Below are 17,162 nucleotides of genomic sequence, written 5' to 3'. Positions count from 1 at the left end.
CTTCTCACTCCCCTGCAAATTTGCCGCGCGCTATCTGCCATAGCAGCCAAACTCTGCGCGCCCTTTGCTCTTCAAACGCCGCATCATTTCAGCGACCTGGAGGACGCAAAAATGAAGACGATTGGTTTGATCGGCGGCATGAGCTGGGAATCGACTGCCGTCTATTATCGCCATATCAATCAGGAAGTTCGGCGCCTGCGCGGCGGCCTGGCATCCGCCGAAATCGCCATGCGCTCTCTCGACTTCACCGAAGTCGTGGCCTTGCAACAGGCCGGGCGCTGGGATCAGGCCGGCGACCTGCTGGGGCGGGCCGGGGCTGGTCTGGCCCGAGCCGGCGCGGACTGCGTCCTGATCTGCACCAATACCATGCATCTGGTCGCCGAACCGGTGGCAGCAATGTCAGGCATTCCGCTGATCGACATCATCACCGAAACGGCGTCTACCTTGCTGGCCCACGGCCACAAGCGCCCGCTGCTGCTTGCCACCCGCTACACGATGGAACACGGCTTTTATACCGAGCGGATGAAAGCCCAGGGCATCGAGGTGATGGTACCCACAGCAGACGATCGCACCATCGTTCACGACATCATTTTCAACGAACTCTGCCAGGGTCAGGTGCGCGCGGCGGCCCGCGCGGCCTATCTCGACATCATTGGGCGCGCCAAGGCCGAGGGGGCCGACTCCGTCATCCTCGGCTGCACCGAAATTGGACTGCTGATCGATCCAAAGACCCTGCCCCTGCCCGGCTTCGACTCGACAACCATCCACGCAGATGCCGCGATCCGCTTTGCTCTTGGCGATGAAGCCGCCAAAGCCGCGTAATCTGGAGGCCGGATGAACCAGTCAGGCTAACTGATTATTGAGAGTCTTGCTGGCCTTTGGATTCTGCAGAAAAAGGACGGCCCATGACCATTTCCAGCATTTCCATTGGTGCCTACGGCATGCAGCGTGCCAGTGGCCAGCTGGAGCAAAGCGCCGCGCGCATCGCTCGCTCGAGCACCGAAGGCACCCGTCGAGCTCTCGAGCGAAATGGTCAACGTGATCGGCGCCGAGGCCAACTTCAAGGCCTCCGCGAAGGTCGTCAGTGTGGCCAGCGACATGTCCAAAGCCCTGCTCGACATACTGGCTTGATCGACAATTACCGCTCGGGCGGTGCTTCAACCATGCCCAGGGCGGACATATAGAGCTCAAGCAGGGCTTCCTGCTCCATGCGCTCATTGGCATCCTGCTTGCGGATGGTCACGATCTTGCGCAGGATCTTGGTATCGAAGCCATTGCCCTTGGCTTCGGCATAGATTTCCTTGATGTCGGCGGCGATGGCCGCCTTTTCTTCTTCCATACGCTCGATGCGCTCGATGAAAGCGCGCAACTGATCCTGCGCGACGCTATCTTCAACGGCCATGCTTCGTCTCTCCTGGCGACCAGTTCCGGCCGGTCAAATGCCGGACGGCTGGCGCGAAATTGCTGCGGAATTGTCCGCGCCCCATCAACCCCAAGCCCGCCCCCCATTCAACCCCCTTTACCCGCAATCCACACCCTGCCCGGGCTTGCCGTTGTTGCTCGGGGTCACTCACGCCGCTTTTATGATCAGCGTGGCATTCATGCCCGCATTTCCGTCAAATCCCCCCTTTAGCCATTGACCTCGTCTCTACCATACGATCAAAGAAGGGCACGTTTTCCGGTGATTTCCAGCGCAATGGTGAACCCTATCCGTCTTGGCTCGACCCTGTTGCTTGCCACCCTTGGTGGCCTGATGGCCATGGCCACGCCCGCACAGGCCGAGCTGCGTATCTGCAATGAAACCGCCAATCTGGTTTCGGTCTCCCTGGGCTATCGCGCCGAGCGGGGCTGGATGAGCGAAGGCTGGTGGCAGACCCCTCCGGGCGACTGCCGCACGATCTTCCAGGGCGACCTCGCCCGTCGCTTCTACTACCTCTACGCAGTGGACGATATCGGCGGCGGGTCCTGGGACGGTCAGGTCTTCATGTGCACCCGTGACGAAACCTTCACAATATTCGGGGTTGAGGATTGCCTCGCCCGGGGCTATGAGCGCACCGGGTTCTTTGAAATCGATACACAGAACCGTACCGACTGGACGCTGCAGCTCACCGAGAGCGCCGGCGCGCCAAGCATTGTCGGCCCGGACCTGGGCGAAGATCTCGAAGATCCGGCTTTCCTGGTCGACCCCGACGAGCCCTTAACGCCAGACAATACGGACACGCAATGAGACGGATCAGACGCGCAAAGATCCTTGCCACCCTCGGGCCCGCGAGCCACGAGGAGACCATGATCGAGGAACTGGCCAAGGCCGGGGCCGACGTCTTCCGCATCAATATGAGCCATGCCAGCCACGAGGTGCTGCACCAGACCGTCAAGCGCATCCGCGCGGTCGAAGCGCGTCTCAAGCACCCCATTGGCATCCTGGCCGATCTGCAGGGCCCCAAGCTGCGCGTTTGGAAATTCGCCGAAGGCTCGGTCAATCTGGTCGCAGGGCAGAGCTTTACCCTCGATAGCGAGCAGAACGATCAGGGCAACGCCCAGCGCGTTTTCCTGCCGCACCCGGAGATCATTGAGAGCGTCTCTGTGGGTGACCGCCTGCTGCTCGATGACGGCAAGCTGCAATTGAAGGCGACCAAGGTCGGCAATGGCGCCATCGAGACCGAGGTCATCTATGGCGGCAAGCTCTCCGACAAGAAGGGCGTCTCCCTGCCCGATACGCTGCTGCCCACCGGCGCGCTGACCGAAAAGGACCATGCGGACCTGCTCGAAGCGCTCAAGGCCGAGGTCGACTGGGTTGCGCTCAGCTTCGTGCAGCGCCCAGAAGACATCATCGATGTGCGCAAGATCGTCCAGGGTCGCGCCGGCGTCATGGCCAAGATCGAAAAGCCGCAGGCCATCGAGCGGCTCGAGGAGATCGTTAAGCTCTCCGACGCCATCATGGTCGCCCGTGGCGATCTGGGTGTCGAACTGCCGCTTGAGCAGGTCCCCGGGCTGCAAAAGCGCATGATCCGCATGTGCCGCCGCTTCGGCAAGCCGGTTATCGTCGCCACCCAGATGCTCGAATCCATGATCACCGCGCCGGTGCCGACCCGCGCCGAGGTCTCGGACGTGTCGATCGCCGTGTTTGAAGGCGCCGACGCGGTCATGCTCTCGGCGGAAAGCGCCTCGGGCGACTATCCGGTCGAAGCCGTCTCCACCATGGCCAAGGTTGCCGTGGCGGTGGAAAGCGACGCCAACTACAACAATATCATTCGCGCAGCGCAGACCGAACCGGAGGCGACCGCCGCCGACGCCATCTCGGCCGCGACGCGCCAGGTTGCCGAAACCCTCGATCTGGCTGCCATCGTCACCTACACCGCCTCGGGTTCGACCGGCATCCGCGCCGCGCGCGAGCGGCCTAACAAGCCCATCATTGCGCTCTCACCCAATCTGCGCACCATTCGTCGCCTGTCGGTGGTCTGGGGCATTCACTGCGTCCAGACCGAGGATGCGGTGAGCCTGGAAGACATGGTCGATCGTGCCTGCGTCATCGCCTATGAGGAAGGCTTTGCCCGCCCCGGCGACCGCATCGCAATTACCGCCGGCGTGCCCCTGGGCACCCCCGGCGCGACCAATATGCTGCGTATCGCCTTTGTCCGTCAGGACGGCGCCGGCTCGAGCTAGGGTGTTACCCAGCTGCATCAATGACCAAGGCCCCGACGCTGTCGGGGCCTTGTTTGTTTGTGCTTTGCTTGCAGCCATGCCCGGCAAGGATCAAGATCGCACCAGTCGAGCAAGGGAGCAGGGTGATGCGTACAGGTGATGGACAAACATCGAGCGGAACGCCGATGGGCCGCAGGGGCTTTCTGCTCGGCTCCGCCGCGGCGCTGGGCACGCTGGCGCTTTCCGGCTGCACCACGATCAAGGCACTGAGCATGGCCGAGGCCGAACAGGCCTATGGCCCACTGCCCGATGAGCGCTTCCCCATCGAGGCGGTCAATCTCAACAAGGTCGCTCCAAAATATTGGCGCCGCACCGTGCGCTATGACAGTGCCGAGGCGCCCGGCACCATCATCGTTGATCCGCGCAATTACTATGTCTATCGCATCGAGGGTGACAATGTCGCCACGCGCTATGGCGTCAATGTCGGGCGGGCCGGCTTTCTCTGGAGCGGGGACGCCTATATTGGCCGCAAGGCCGAGTGGCCGGTCTGGACCCCGCCCCGGGAAATGATTGAACGGCAGCCCGAAGTGGCTAAATATGCCGGCGGCATGCCCCCTGGCCTCGACAACCCGCTGGGCGCCCGCACGCTCTACCTCTACCAGGATGGGCGCTATACGCTGTACACGCTCTACAGCACCCGTCAGCCAGAAACGATCGGCAAGGGCATTTCGAGCGGCTGTATCGGTCTGCTCACCCAGGACATGATGCACCTCTACGAGCGCACCCCGGTCAACACCAAGGTCATCGTGCTCAAGGCCTGATCCGGCTGGGTCATCGAACCGCATAACGTCTCCTCCTGGCGCGCTTGACTTGGCCGTCCGGCAGTCTTGCCTCGCGGTTACGAGAATGGAGCGATATCACGAAGTTCAGGATGAGCCCCGGCCTGCGCCAGGGTGACAGCCTGTGGGTTGCTCTGGCCCGTGCAGCAAGTCCGTCGTCATGGCAGAAATCGCCCCCGTTGTGGTCGACAAGACTGTCCAGCCAATTGCCTGAAATTTTCCGCAGCGACATCCCTGATCCACCGACTGTCACCCCGAGGGAAGCCGGGGCCGCCCCTCCCAATATCTACCCACCGGCTCCGACAGGGGTCTGCACGCGCGGCGCCGTCTCAGGATGGGCCCCGGGTGAGGTGGACAGAACAAGGCAAAACCGATGGTCAGCTTGACCCATCTTGGTCATTTCGCTTCTCGCTGTCGCTGTCCAAAACCTGCAGTACGTTCGGCGACGTAATTAACAAATCGGAGCAGCACCGGGTTTGTCTCCTTACTCCGCCAACAGATTCCAATAGGCCATTTCGCTCCCTCACCGGACAGGGGCCGTTGCAGTGTGCGGTTCCCTAGGGCTTCAACGCCCTGCAGCGGTAGAAACGCGCAGCCAAGTCCAGCCGCGACCACTGCGTGGATAGTCAAGATGTCATCGGCGTGCTGGACAACCCTTGGAGCAAATTGGGCTCCGATACACCATTTCCGGATCTGCTCGTTAAGCCCGGGCCCGCGCGACGGCGTTAGCGCGACAAACCCAAGGCTGTTCAACGATGCCGATTGGTCTACGTCAGGGAGTGCCATGTCACGAGGCATTACGAGAGCCAACTGCTCCTCTGCAATCTCTAGGAATGACAGCTCACCCAGTTCTACTGGCGCACGACAAAATCCGATATCGAGACGCCCATCCAGCAATCTTTGATGCTGGTCCCTGGAGGGCATGTCATTGAGTGTAATCTGGCAATCGGTGACCATAGCTCGGAATTCGGCAATGAATTGGGGTGCCGTAATGAGCGTGGAAATACCAAATCCAATGTCGAGATTGCCCGTAAGACCTGCAGTTGCTCGTTGCATTTTGACGTCGATGTCATCGCTCAAGCGCAAAAGGATCAAGGCCTCTTGGTGAAGCAATTTACCCAATTGCGATAGCCTGGCGCCATGTCGCCCACGCTCAAACAGGGGGCCGCCAACTGTCATCTCCAACGCCTGCATCTGCTTGGATAACGTCGACTGTGTGACAAAAAGCTTTTCGGCTGCCTTGCCATAATGCCCGGTGTCGCTGAGCTGAACGAAGGAGCGCAGCAGCTTAAGATCCATTCTCTTACCGACTTTTTTGTGTCAAATATCTCATTTTACGAAACGATAGCAGCATGATTTTCTCGCTCCAAGTCTCAGGAGTAAGAGTCATGACATTGAAAGTTTCTTCAGTTCAATTCCAGCACCGTGCCAACGATAAGGAATACAATCTGGGGCGAATCGCGGCCTTCACGGCTCAGGCGGCCTCGGAGGGCAGTCAGCTCGCAGCCTTTCCGGAAATGTGTATTGGCGGCTACTGGCACGTTCCAAAACTGGATGCAGCAGCGTTGCGGGCGCTGGCTGAGCCGTTGACCGGGCCTTCGATCTCCTATGTTTCTCGTCTGGCGCGGGAGCATGGCATAGCTATCGGCGCTGGCTTTTTGGAACTCTCGGACAATGGAGAGCTCTACAATTCCTACGCCGTGTCCATGCCGAATGGTCATGTTCATTGTCACCGCAAGCTCCATGCCTGGGAACATCCCCTTATCCAGAGCGGCAATAGCTTCACCGTGTTCGATACGCCGTGGGGCGTCCGAGCAGGTATCCTGATCTGCTGGGACAATAACTTGATCGAAAATGCGAGAGCCAACGCGTTGCTAGGAGCAGAAATGCTGATTGCACCGCATCAGGCTGGCGGGGGGCAATCTGTCAGTCCACACGGTATGAAGCGGATACCGGTCGAGAAGTGGCAGCGCAGACAAGAAAATCCCGCAGCAATTGAAGCTGAAATCAGGGGCCCCAATGGTCGCGAATGGCTCCTGCGGTGGTTGCCGTCGCGGGCTCACGACAATGGTATGTTCTTGATTTTCAGCAACGGCATTGGCCAGGACGAGGATGAAGTTCGTACCGGAAACGCGATGGTTCTCGATCCTTACGGCCGAATTCTGGTCGAAACCTGGCAAGCGGCGGACGCAATAGTCACCACAGAAGTCGACCTCGCTTTACTGGACAAGTGCACGGGCCAACGTTGGATTCGCGGACGTCGTCCGGAGCTTTACGGCATACTCACCCGGCCAAATCCAAAAGGCCTTTCGCCGATGGAGGCGCGCTACTCCCAAACCTCGACACGTTCGGTCTAGGAGCGCGCGTTTTAGGCTGTTCGGCGCGCTACGCTACTGGCCCCACGTGAGGGATCTAGCGTCAGCTTATCTTGCTTGATTAATAAAGCCGCCAGTCCGCTTCCCACCCCATACCCGCCGAAAATGCACAGAGCCCTCGGCTCAAGGCCGAGGGTGAGGCAATGTCAGTGCTTCGGCATTGAACGTCTTCGTGGCGAGAGTTCCGCCCTTCAGACCATCCGCCCCACCCATCAACGCAACAAGGCCCGCACTTTCGTGCAGGCCTTGTCGAAGTCAAATCGGTGAGCGCGAAGCGCTTAGCCCTGGCGGGCCTTGAAGCGCTTGTCCACCTTGTTGATGATGTAAACGCGGCCGCGGCGGCGGACGAGCTTGTTCGCGCGGTGGCGAGTCATCAACGCCTTCAGCGAGTTGCGGATCTTCATCTTAGTAATCCTCGGTCAAACAAAAGGGGCGCCAAGGCGCCCGAAAACTGGCCTCTACATAAGGAAACGGAGCCCACCTGTCAACGCGCAATCGCGTCGCTTTCCCCCGTTGCAAAGCCGTTAACGCGCCAGTTATCGACGTGGCTTATTCTAGTCCTGAACACAGTTCAGAATCGACCCCGATGCCCAGCGAACAGATTACCAAATCCGGCATTTTGATCATTGACCCGCAGGCCAACATGGCCGCCCTGGTGGCCGGCATGCTGCGTGGCCTCGGCCGCCGGGATATCCGCGAAGTCAATGATGCATCACAGGCGCAACAGGAGCTGCGCCGCAGGCCTTTTGAACTGGTCATCATCGATGATGGTCTGGTCAAACCCGATGCCGTGGAGATTGTTCGGCGGTTGCGCGTCGATGCGGAGAGCATGAATCGACTGGCCCCGGTGATCATGATGTCGGCTGCGCCCGACGCCGCCCGTATTGCGGCGGCGCGCGACGCAGGTGTGACCGAATTTCTGCGCAAGCCCTTTGCCGCCAACCACCTCAAGTCCCGGCTGGACAGCATCGCCGCCAACCCGCGCCCTTTTGTCGAGGGGGGCGGCTATTCCGGCCCCGACCGACGGCGACAGGAAAGGGACGTTGGCACCGCTGACCGGCGCAGCCCCAACGACCCGGACAAGGCTTGATCCAAACGCACCAGTCTGACCCCAAACGCAATCCCCGGGTCCAGGCCAAGGTACCAATCGGTCCCGCTCTATAGGGCCTCAGGCGGCAGCCGCCGCCTCCCTGCGTAGGCGACGACGCACTTCACGGCGTTTCATTTCTTCCTTGGGATCGGGGACCGGCACCGAAGCAATCAACTTCTTAGTGTAGTCATGGCTGGGCGCCATCACCACCTGCTCGCTCTCGCCGATTTCCACCACCTCGCCGAAATAAAGTACCATGATGCGCTGCGCGATGTGGCGCACCACGGCGATGTCATGCGCGATGAACAGCAGGGAAACGCCGAATTCCTTTTGCAGATCCATGAGCAGATTGATGACCTGGGCCTGCACGGAAACATCGAGCGCCGAAACCGCTTCGTCGCACACGATCAGCTTGGGCCGGGTGATCAACGCCCGTGCGATGCCGATACGCTGGCACTGGCCGCCGGAAAATTCGTGCGGATATTTGTTGATCATGTTCGGCGTCAAACCGACCTTTTCCATCATCTCGGCCACGCGCTTGGTCCGCTCGGCCTTGGTGACTTCGGGATTATGGATCTGCAGCGGCTCAGCGATGATTGATCCAGCGGTCATGCGCGGATTGAGCGAGGCCAGCGGATCCTGAAAGATCATCTGGATATCCTTGCGCAGCCCCACCAACTCGCTGGAGTTCATCTTGAGGATGTCCTTGCCCATCCACACCGATTCTCCGCCTGAAGCCTCGATCAGGCGGATAATGGCGCGCGACAGTGTCGACTTGCCACAGCCGCTCTCCCCTACAATGCCCAGCGTCTCCCCGGCATGCAGGTCAAAGGAGACATTCTTGACCGCCTTGAGCACCTTGTGCCCGCCAAACAGCCCGCCCGCCGGCACGTTGAAATGGACCGACAGATTACGGACCTGGAGAATGACGTCCTGCTCGCTCATGCTTTGCGTGCTCCGGCCATGAATTCATAGGAAACGGTGGAAAGGCGCTCGACCTTTTGGTCGAGCCGCGGCACCGCTGAAAGCAGTCCCTTGGTGTAGGCGTGCTCGGGATTGGCAAACAGCTCTTCGGTCTTGCGATATTCCATCACCTCGCCGTTGAACATCACCAGTGTGTCCTCGCAGGTGCCCGCCACAATCCCCAGATCATGGGTGATCAGGATGATCGAGGCGTGGAAATCTTCCTGCAGGTCCACCAGCAGATCGATTATCTCGGCCTGCACCGTCACGTCGAGCGCCGTGGTTGGCTCGTCGGCGATCAGCAATTCGGGCCCGCACAACAGCGCCATGGCGATCATCACGCGCTGCCGCATGCCGCCCGAGAACTCGTGCGGATACATATGCACCCGATTCTTGGCGTCGGGGATGCGCACTGCATCGAGGAAACGCACGCTTTCGGCCAGCGCTTCGCTGCGGCTCATGCCCTTGTGGTGCTCGAGCACCTCGGTCATCTGCCGCGAGATACGCATATAGGGGTTGAGCGAGGTCATCGGGTCCTGGAAGATGATCCCGATCCTTTCGGCGCGATAGCGGTTGAGCTCACGCAGCGGCAGGTTGAGGATCTCCTTGCCATCGAAGCGGATCGAGCCCGTCGCCCGCCCGTTTTTCGGTAACAGACCCATCAGGGCGAAGGCGCCCTGAGTCTTGCCCGAGCCGCTCTCCCCCACAATCGCCAGGGTCTTGCCCTTTTCCAGCGTGTAGCTGAGGTCCCGCACGGCGTGGACCACGCCGTCCTGGGTGTCGAAATCGACCTTGAGGTTCTTAACTTCTAGCAGAGCCATGTCGTCCTACCGGTCCTTGGGGTCGAGAGCGTCACGCAGGCCGTCGCCGACGAAATAGAAGCTGAACAGCGTGACGATGAAAAAGCCCAGCGGGAACAGCAACTGCCAGAGCGTGCCATACATCACATTGCTCGCACCCTGGGCGATCAGCGCCCCCCATGAGGTCAGGGGTTCCTGCACGCCCAGGCCCAGGAATGAGATAAAGCTCTCGGTCAGGATCATCTGCGGCACCAGCAGCGTGGCATAGACCGCCACAATGCCCAGCAGGTTCGGCACGATATGCCGGAAGATAATGGTGAAATGCCCGGCGCCCGATGCGCGCGCAGCCTCGATGAATTCCTTCTGCTTGAGCGACAGCGTCTGGCCCCGCACGATACGGGACATGTCCAGCCACGAGATCAGTCCGATACCGATGAACAGCATGGAGATCGAACGGCCAAACACCACCAGCAGCAGGATCAGCACGAACATGTAGGGGATCGAAAGCAGGATATCGACGAGGCGCATCATCACCGAGTCCAGGCGCCCGCCAAAATATCCCGCGACAGCGCCATACACGGTACCGACTATGACCGCGATGCCCGCTCCGACAATGCCGACCATCAGCGAAATCTGGCTACCCTGGACGACCCGCGCAAAAAGGTCGCGGCCCAGATCGTCGGTTCCGAAGTAATGGCCGCTTTCCAGCGACGGGGCGCCCAGTTCGGGCACCCGTCCCAGCACCGACCAGTCCACTTCCGAATTGGTCCAGACGGCAAAGAAATTGCCGGTAAAGGCGAATAGCGCCACCAGCACCAGCAGAACCAGGCTCACCACCGAAGGGATGTGCCGGAAGAAACGACGGGCCGCGTCGGCCCAGAGCGAGCGGCTCTTGGTGGCGGTCAGGTAGGACTGGTCGTCCACATTGGTCGGGTCAGCCTGGGCTTCCACACGAATTGGTCTGAGAACCATTGGCCCGCTCCTAGTAGCGAATGCGGGGGTCGACCCACGCGTAAAGAATGTCGACAACCAGATTGAAGGTGATCGTCAGGGCACCAAGGAGAATGGTGATCCCCATGATCACCGAGTAATCGCGGTTGAAGGCGGAATTGGTGAACAATTGCCCGATGCCGCCGGTCGAGAAGAATACGTCGATCACCACCGAACCGGTCACCATGCCCACAAAGGCCGGACCCAGATAGCTCAGCAGCGGCATGAGCGCCGGCTTGAGCGCATGCCGGATAATGATCTGGCTCGAGGGCAGCCCCTTGGCCCGGGCGGTCCGGATGAAATTCGAGCTGAGCACTTCGAGCATCGAGGAGCGGGTAATGCGGGCAATGGACGCCATATAGCTGGTACCCAGCGCGATCACCGGCATGATGACATAGGGCAGTTGCCCGCCGCGCCAGCCCCCACCGGGCAGCCAGTGCAGCCAGAGCGTGAAAACAATCACCAGCAGCGGCGCCATGACGAAGTTCGGCAGTACCTGGGCACCGATCGAGGTTCCCACGGCGAAATAGTCGATCCAGCTATTGTGACGCACGGCCGCGGCAATGCCGAGCAGGCAGCCCACGGTCACGGCCAGCACGAAGGACCAGGTCCCGTAGGTAAGGGTGACCGGAAAACCCTGCGCGATGATGTCGTTCACAGTGCGATCGGTATAGGCAAAGGAGGGCCCGAAATCGAAGCGCGTCACGATGCCGACCACATATTCCCAGAGCTGGATATGCCAGGGTTGGTCGAGCCCGTATTTGGCTTCGATATTGGCCAGCACCTGGGCCGGCAAGGGACGTTCGGAATTGAACGGACCGCCAGGGGCAACCCGCATCAGGATGAACGAAAAGATAATGAGAATCAAAAGCGTGGGTATGGCTACCGCCAGGCGCTTGAGAATGTACTTCAGCATTTTGTTGATCCGTGCGTCGGCGACGCGAAGCTAGGCCCGGCTTACTGGCAGACCGGCGCTTCGCAGAGGACTAAATCCTCCAGTCCAGGGTCGCTGCGCCAGATGCTGGATTGCCCAGATGGGCGTATCCCGCACCCCCGAGAAGGGGCGCGGGATAGCGGTTATCGTCGCGATGTTACTCGGCGACGCGATACAGGTCCTTCGAGTACCAGTTCTGCTCGACATTGTTGACCGGCCATTCCTGGATCTGCGGGTTCAACATGTAGACGCCGGCATAGTGATAGATCGGCAGCACGGGCATTTCCTCGGCCACGATCTCTTCGACGCGCGTGTAGTTGGCGCTTGGATCGGTGAGGGTCTTGGCTTCAGAAAGCAGGCTGTCGACCTCCTCATTCGAGTAGGCCGAGTCGTTATAGCCGGACTCGGTCTGCATCAGGTCAAGGAAGGTCGAGGCTTCATTGTAGTCGCCGCACCAGCCGGCACGGGCGACTTCATAATCGCCATTACCACGCGCTTCCAGGAAGGTGTTCCATTCCATGTTGTTGAGCGTGGTGGTGACGCCGAGCTTCTGCTCCCACATCTGCGCGATCACGGTCGCAACTTCGCGGTGTGCTTCACTGGTGTTGTACAGGATCGACAGCTCCAGCGGATTGTCGCTGCCATAGCCTGCTTCTTCCATCAGCGACTTGGCCGCTTCGTCACGCTCTGCTTGGGTCATTTCGGCAAACGGCACCGAGGGAACCTCGAAATTGGCAGTTGCGCCAGGCGTAAACGTGTAGGCCGGGGTCTGCCCGCCCTGCAGGATCTGGTCGGTGATCACGTTGCGATCGATCGCATAGGCCAGAGCCTGACGGACCTTGACGTCCTTAAGGGCTTCCGGGCCGTTCTCGCGCAGGTTGACGTTGTAGTAGTAGGTGCAGAGGCGCGGGAACGAGATCGCCGCATCCGGATGCTCTTCCTTGAGACGCGGATACTGGCCGGTCGGCACTTCAGTGCGGTCCAGTTCACCGGCGAGGAAGCGGGTCAGGGCCTGGTTTTCATCGTTGATGACCAGAGCGGTGACAGTTTCGAGGACAGTGTTCTCCGCATCCCAGTAGGTGTCGGACTTTACACGCACCGAACGCTCCTGCGGAACGTGTTCGGTCAGCACATAAGCACCATTGGTGACAATGTTCTCCGGACGGGTCCAGGCATCGCCATGCTCTTCAATCACCCACTGCGGCGAGGGGAAGGTCGAGGCGTGCGTGGTCATGGCCGGGAAGTAGGGGAGCGGGGCCGACAGGTTGACCACAAGCGTGTGCTCGTCTGGTGCTTCCACGCCCAACTCGGACGGTTCCATGTCGCCGGCGATGATTTCAGCGGCATTTTCGATCGACATCAGTTCGCCGAACCAGGCGTAAGGCGAAGCCAGTTCCGGGTTCACCAGACGCTTCCAGGCGTAGACGAAGTCACCCGCGGTCACCGCGGTGCCATCGGACCACTTGGCGTCTTCGCGCAGCTTGAAGGTCCACTGGGTGTTGTCTTCGTTGGCGCTCCATTCAGTGGCGACGCCCGGCACCAGCTCACCATCTGCGTTCTGGTTCAGCAGGCCCTCGAACAGGTCGCGCACCAGTTCCGAACCGGTCACATCTTCCACGATCTGCGGGTCGACAGAGCTGTGCTCATCCAGCACGCGATAGGTGAAGGTCTGCTCGTCAGCAAGCGTCACGCCTTCGGGCACATTGGCCGCGAAAGTCGGCACGGCCAGTGCGGTAGTCCCCAGCAGGGCAGCGGTGGCTACAGCCACGAATTTCTGAGTTGCGGATTTCATTCTCGTCCCATCTCCTTGTGGAATTCTTGCGTTTCTCTGACTGGCCGCCTTTTCCGTGGGCAGCTCATTCTTCTTTGTCACCAGACAGGAGCCTGGCGATCAAGATGGTGGACGGTATTACGCAAATCCGTCCACTGACAAGCAAAAGATTGACCTAAACGTCACCAGCGGGTCAATTGTGAATATCTCATATCCATATTGTTGGGAGGCATGAATTTTTGCCCAGCACGACAATAATGGATTCAGATACTACGGCACGGAGGTCGGCACTCGGCTCGCGCAAGCGGGTGCTAATATACCCCCGCCGCACCAGTCAGGTCGGCTGGCTCCCGCCCTGCACAAAAAACACCACCATTGCGACGACAAGCAGCGCAGCGAAGGGCACCCACCCCGGCAAAGGGCCACGCGGCTTCTTCACAGGCGGCTCGGATTTCTTCTCGGGCCGCCGGAATTTGATGACATTGTCGCTCATTGAGCGCTTTCTACCAGAGCCGCTACGCCCATGCCACCTGCCGTGCACACGGAAATCAGCGCTTTCTTGTTGACCTCAGTCGAGAGCAATTTGGCTGTCACCCCCAGAATGCGCGCGCCGGTCGCCGCGAAAGGATGCCCATAGGCCAGGCTGGACCCCTTGATATTGATCTTGGCCGGATCAATCTCGCCCAGCACCTCGTCGCGCCCCAGCACGTCCTTGCAATAGGCTGGGTCCTTCCAGGCTTTGAGCGTGCACAGCACCTGCGCGGCGAAGGCTTCATGCAACTCGAAATAATCGATGTCGCCAAAGCCAAGACCGGCCCTTTCGAGCATTTCCGAGACCGCGATGGTCGGGGCCATCAGCAGACCCTCGCCATGGGCAAAGTCATTGCCGGCCACCCGCCCGGTGGTCAGGTAAGCCAGGATTGGCAACCCCCGGGCCTTGGCCCACTCTTCGCTGGCTAGCAGAACGCCAGCCGCGCCATCAGTCAAAGGCGTAGAATTGCCAGCGGTGAGCGTGCCATGGCCGCTCGACTTGTCAAAGGCCGGCTTGAGCGTGCTCATCTTGTCCAGGTTGGCGTCCGGACGGACATTGTTATCCTTGACCAGCCCGGCACATGACACCAGGAGATCGTCGTGGAAGCCCTCGTCATAGGCCGCCGCCGCATTGCGATGGCTGGCCACGGCCAAGGCATCCTGATCCTTGCGACTGATGCCCCATTCACGCGCCATCAATTCGCAATGCTGCCCCATAGACATGCCCGTGCGCGGCTCGTTGACCGAAGGGGCCACCGGGGTCAGTTCGCCAAAGGAAAAGCCCTTGAAGGCACCCAACTTTTGGCCGGTCGACTTGGCGGAATTGGCGTTGAGCAGACGGTGCTGGAATTTTGGCCCAAAGACGATGGGGCTGTCGCTCACCGTGTCCGAGCCGGCGGCAATGCCACTCTCGATCTGACCCGAAGCAATCTTGCCGGCCAGCACCAGCGCCGCCTGCAGGCTTGTGCCACACGCAATCTGCATGGTGGTGCCGGGGGTACGGGGGCTCAGGCCCGCATCGAGCAGCGCTTCGCGCGCAAGATTGAAGTCGCGCGAATGATTGATGACCGCGCCCGCGATTACCTCATCCACTTTTTCGCCCTTGAGGCCGAACTTGTCGGCCACCGCCCCAAGCACCGTACCAAGCATGGACAGATTGGTTTCATCTGCATAGGCGGTGCCACCGCGGGCAAAGGGAATGCGGGCCGAGCCGATGATGGCAACGCGCTTGAGTTCAGTCATTTGTGTTCTCCTCTTACGCGCGGCCATCGGCTCTGGCCTTCATCGGTCCGCCCAGGAAAGGGGCAAATCCGGTTCCCATGATGACGCCGATATCGGCCTGCTCGGGCGAGGCGACGACACCTTCCGACACGACCACCTCGGTCATGTCGACCAGCGGCTTGACCAATTCCTTGCCCAGACCCGCCAGATCGGGATGCGAAGGTGTTTCGGCTTTTTGGGCCTTGCCCTTTTCCCATTTGTAGAAACCCTCGCCGGTCTTGCGGCCGAGCTTGCCTTCGGCGATCAACCTGGCGAATTTGCTGTCGGCCGGGACATCATGACCAAGTTCGGTCGCGACCGACTTGCCAACGTCCAGACCCACCGTATCCATCAACTCGATCGGCCCCATGGGCATGCCGAAAGCAACGGCGGCAGCGTCGAGCAACTCCTTGCTCTCGCCCTTTTCCACCCGCTCAACGGCGCCCAGCATGTAAGGCATGAGCACACGGTTGACCAGGAAGCCGGGCGCGGACTTGACCACGACTGGCGACTTGCCAATGGCTAGGGCAAAGCTGGCACCCTTACCGATTTCCTCATCGGAATTGAAGCTTGAGCGGATCACCTCGACCAGCGGCAATTGCGCCACCGGATTGAAGAAATGCAGCCCGATCAGCCGCGCTGGGTCTTGCAAGGCCTCGGCAATACGTTCCAGTTCAATCGAAGAGGTATTGGTGGCCAGGATGGCGCCGGGCTTGAGCTGTTCTTCGATGCCGGAGAATATCTTCTGCTTGACCTCAAGCTTTTCCACCACCGCCTCGATAATGACATCGGCGCGGGCCACGCCGGTGCCCTTGGGGTCGGCAGTCAGGCGCAGCATGGCGGCGTCAACTTCGCGCTTCTTCTTGTAGCGTTTCTGGAACAGCTTTTTGGCCCGGTCGAGCGCCGGCTTGATCCGCTCCATATCAAGATCCTGCAGCGTCACTTCCATGCCGCGATAGGCGCACCAGGCGGCGATGTCGCCACCCATCACCCCGGCGCCGATGACATGCACGCGGGAGAATTTTGCACCTTTCAGGCCCTGTTTCTTGAGGCCCTCGGAGAGAAAGAACACACGCCGCAAATTCGTGGCGGTGGACGAACCCATCAGCGGCACGAAGGCGTCGACCTCGCCGCGGATCATCGCGCGCCAGTCATTGCCATGCTTTTCGAACAGGTCGATCAGCGCATAAGGGGCGGGATAGTGCTCCTTGCGGGCCTTTTTGCCGGCCTGCTTGCGCATCTGGTTAGCGATAGCCTCGCGCACCAGCGGCAGGGCGGCCGCCTTCTTGACCGCCGGCGCCTCGCTCGATTTCTTCCGCGTCAGCACGGCCTTGCGGCCCTCCCAGCGCAACTGGTCGCGATGCCGCACCAGCTTGTCTACCAGGTTGAGCCCGCGTGCCGCGCCTGCCCGCAGCATCTTGCCGGTGAGCATGATGCCCATGGCATCGACCGGCCCCGCCTGACGGATCGAACGGCCGGTGCCGCCGAAACCGGGGAAGATGCCCAGATTCACCTCGGGAAAGCCGATGCGGGTCTTCTCGTCATTGACCGCAATACGATAATGGCAGGCCAGCGCCAGTTCGAGCCCACCGCCCAGGCAGAAGCCGTGAATGCCCGCTACCACTGGCACGGGCAGCGATTCGATGCGGGCGAACAGCGCATGGGTGCGCCGCAGCGCTTCGGGCAGCACCGAAAAATCGCTCATCGCGTCGAACTCGCTGACATCGGCGCCGGCGATAAACCCGCTGTCTTTCCCCGACAGGATCACCACGCCCGCCAACTCATCGGAACTGGCCAGGTCCTCAAACCGCGCCACCAGCGTTTCCAGCTCCATGATGGCTTCGCGGCTCAGCGTATTTACCGAGGCCCCGGGGGTATCAATGGTCAGCCAGCCTATCTTTTCGAGATCGGTGTGAAAGCGCCAATGTCTGGTCTCGGTTGCCTGTGGGGCGATCATGGTTTTCCCT

The 17,162-nt window shown here is 60.5% G+C and carries 18 protein-coding genes; 7 read left to right on the top strand and 11 right to left on the bottom strand.

Annotation, left to right across the window (positions count from 1 at the left end; genetic code table 11):
- Nucleotides 1-111: 111 nt before the first annotated feature.
- Together GGR20_RS11450 and GGR20_RS18980 are read left to right on the top strand one after the other, a co-directional pair.
- Nucleotides 112-822, top strand: coding sequence for an aspartate/glutamate racemase family protein (locus tag GGR20_RS11450; protein WP_183311398.1), 711 nt, complete (start codon nt 112-114; stop codon nt 820-822).
- Between the two features lie 132 nt (nt 823-954).
- Nucleotides 955-1,131, top strand: a complete 177-nt coding sequence (locus GGR20_RS18980; RefSeq protein ID WP_183311397.1) for a flagellar basal body rod C-terminal domain-containing protein — start codon at nt 955-957, stop codon at nt 1,129-1,131.
- 7 nt (nt 1,132-1,138) lie between these two features.
- On the opposite strand, the gene GGR20_RS11440 is transcribed toward GGR20_RS18980, so the two are convergent.
- The gene (locus GGR20_RS11440) at nt 1,139-1,402 is read right to left on the bottom strand and encodes a DUF2312 domain-containing protein (RefSeq protein WP_061907597.1); all 264 of its coding nucleotides are present in this window, start codon (nt 1,400-1,402) and stop codon (nt 1,139-1,141) included.
- A gap of 294 nt (nt 1,403-1,696) precedes the next feature.
- Between GGR20_RS11440 and GGR20_RS11435 the strand changes: the two genes are divergently transcribed.
- The 3 genes from GGR20_RS11435 (at nt 1,697) to GGR20_RS11425 (ending at nt 4,463) form a co-directional block, all read left to right on the top strand.
- On the top strand, nt 1,697-2,227 hold the full coding sequence (locus GGR20_RS11435; protein ID WP_183311396.1) for a DUF1036 domain-containing protein: 531 nt from the start codon (nt 1,697-1,699) through the stop codon (nt 2,225-2,227).
- Complete coding sequence (gene pyk, locus GGR20_RS11430) at nt 2,224-3,663, top strand: pyruvate kinase (RefSeq protein WP_183311395.1); 1,440 nt, start codon at nt 2,224-2,226, stop codon at nt 3,661-3,663. Before GGR20_RS11435 ends, pyk begins: the two co-directional genes overlap by 4 nt.
- 125 nt (nt 3,664-3,788) lie before the next feature.
- Nucleotides 3,789-4,463, top strand: a complete 675-nt coding sequence (locus GGR20_RS11425) for a L,D-transpeptidase (protein ID WP_183311394.1) — start codon at nt 3,789-3,791, stop codon at nt 4,461-4,463.
- Between the two features lie 414 nt (nt 4,464-4,877).
- Here the strand turns inward: GGR20_RS11425 and GGR20_RS11420 are convergent, their stop codons facing one another.
- Nucleotides 4,878-5,780: a LysR family transcriptional regulator gene (locus GGR20_RS11420; RefSeq protein ID WP_183311393.1), complete on the bottom strand. Its 903-nt coding sequence runs from the start codon at nt 5,778-5,780 to the stop codon at nt 4,878-4,880.
- An 89-nt stretch (nt 5,781-5,869) separates the two neighbouring features.
- On the opposite strand from GGR20_RS11420, the gene GGR20_RS11415 reads away from it, so the two are divergent.
- On the top strand, nt 5,870-6,838 hold the full coding sequence (locus GGR20_RS11415; protein WP_183311392.1) for a nitrilase family protein: 969 nt from the start codon (nt 5,870-5,872) through the stop codon (nt 6,836-6,838).
- Nucleotides 6,839-7,134: 296 nt separating this feature from the next.
- On the opposite strand, the gene ykgO is transcribed toward GGR20_RS11415, so the two are convergent.
- Nucleotides 7,135-7,260 (bottom strand): type B 50S ribosomal protein L36, encoded by a 126-nt coding sequence (gene ykgO / locus GGR20_RS11410; RefSeq protein ID WP_046105532.1) that lies wholly within the window; start codon nt 7,258-7,260, stop codon nt 7,135-7,137.
- 182 nt (nt 7,261-7,442) lie between these two features.
- On the opposite strand from ykgO, the gene GGR20_RS11405 reads away from it, so the two are divergent.
- Nucleotides 7,443-7,946 carry a response regulator gene (locus GGR20_RS11405; protein WP_183311391.1) on the top strand — a complete coding sequence of 168 codons (504 nt, stop codon included), beginning with the start codon at nt 7,443-7,445 and terminating at the stop codon, nt 7,944-7,946.
- Between the two features lie 78 nt (nt 7,947-8,024).
- On the opposite strand, the gene GGR20_RS11400 is transcribed toward GGR20_RS11405, so the two are convergent.
- The 8 genes from GGR20_RS11400 to GGR20_RS11365 all read right to left on the bottom strand — a co-directional run bounded on the left by GGR20_RS11400 (nt 8,025) and on the right by GGR20_RS11365 (nt 17,152).
- Nucleotides 8,025-8,891, bottom strand: a complete 867-nt coding sequence (locus tag GGR20_RS11400) for an ABC transporter ATP-binding protein (protein WP_183311390.1) — start codon at nt 8,889-8,891, stop codon at nt 8,025-8,027.
- On the bottom strand, nt 8,888-9,730 hold the full coding sequence (locus tag GGR20_RS11395) for an ATP-binding cassette domain-containing protein (protein WP_183311389.1): 843 nt from the start codon (nt 9,728-9,730) through the stop codon (nt 8,888-8,890). The genes GGR20_RS11400 and GGR20_RS11395 overlap by 4 nt, the downstream gene beginning before the upstream one ends.
- A gap of 6 nt (nt 9,731-9,736) precedes the next feature.
- Nucleotides 9,737-10,681 (bottom strand): ABC transporter permease subunit, encoded by a 945-nt coding sequence (locus tag GGR20_RS11390; RefSeq protein ID WP_183311388.1) that lies wholly within the window; start codon nt 10,679-10,681, stop codon nt 9,737-9,739.
- A gap of 10 nt (nt 10,682-10,691) precedes the next feature.
- Nucleotides 10,692-11,615, bottom strand: coding sequence for an oligopeptide ABC transporter permease OppB (gene oppB, locus GGR20_RS11385; RefSeq protein WP_183311387.1), 924 nt, complete (start codon nt 11,613-11,615; stop codon nt 10,692-10,694).
- A gap of 175 nt (nt 11,616-11,790) precedes the next feature.
- Nucleotides 11,791-13,425: a peptide ABC transporter substrate-binding protein gene (locus GGR20_RS11380; protein WP_183311386.1), complete on the bottom strand. Its 1,635-nt coding sequence runs from the start codon at nt 13,423-13,425 to the stop codon at nt 11,791-11,793.
- 313 nt (nt 13,426-13,738) lie between these two features.
- Complete coding sequence (locus tag GGR20_RS11375) at nt 13,739-13,897, bottom strand: hypothetical protein (protein ID WP_183311385.1); 159 nt, start codon at nt 13,895-13,897, stop codon at nt 13,739-13,741.
- Complete coding sequence (locus GGR20_RS11370) at nt 13,894-15,177, bottom strand: acetyl-CoA C-acetyltransferase (RefSeq protein WP_183311384.1); 1,284 nt, start codon at nt 15,175-15,177, stop codon at nt 13,894-13,896. The genes GGR20_RS11375 and GGR20_RS11370 overlap by 4 nt, the downstream gene beginning before the upstream one ends.
- A gap of 13 nt (nt 15,178-15,190) precedes the next feature.
- A complete protein-coding gene (locus GGR20_RS11365) occupies nt 15,191-17,152 on the bottom strand; it encodes a 3-hydroxyacyl-CoA dehydrogenase NAD-binding domain-containing protein (RefSeq protein ID WP_183311383.1) in 1,962 nt (653 codons plus the stop codon).
- Nucleotides 17,153-17,162 lie beyond the last annotated feature (10 nt).

The sequence above is a fragment of the Devosia subaequoris genome, from assembly GCF_014197055.1.
Classification (GTDB): domain Bacteria; phylum Pseudomonadota; class Alphaproteobacteria; order Rhizobiales; family Devosiaceae; genus Devosia; species Devosia subaequoris.
This window is presented reverse-complemented; position numbering and strand designations above follow the sequence as displayed.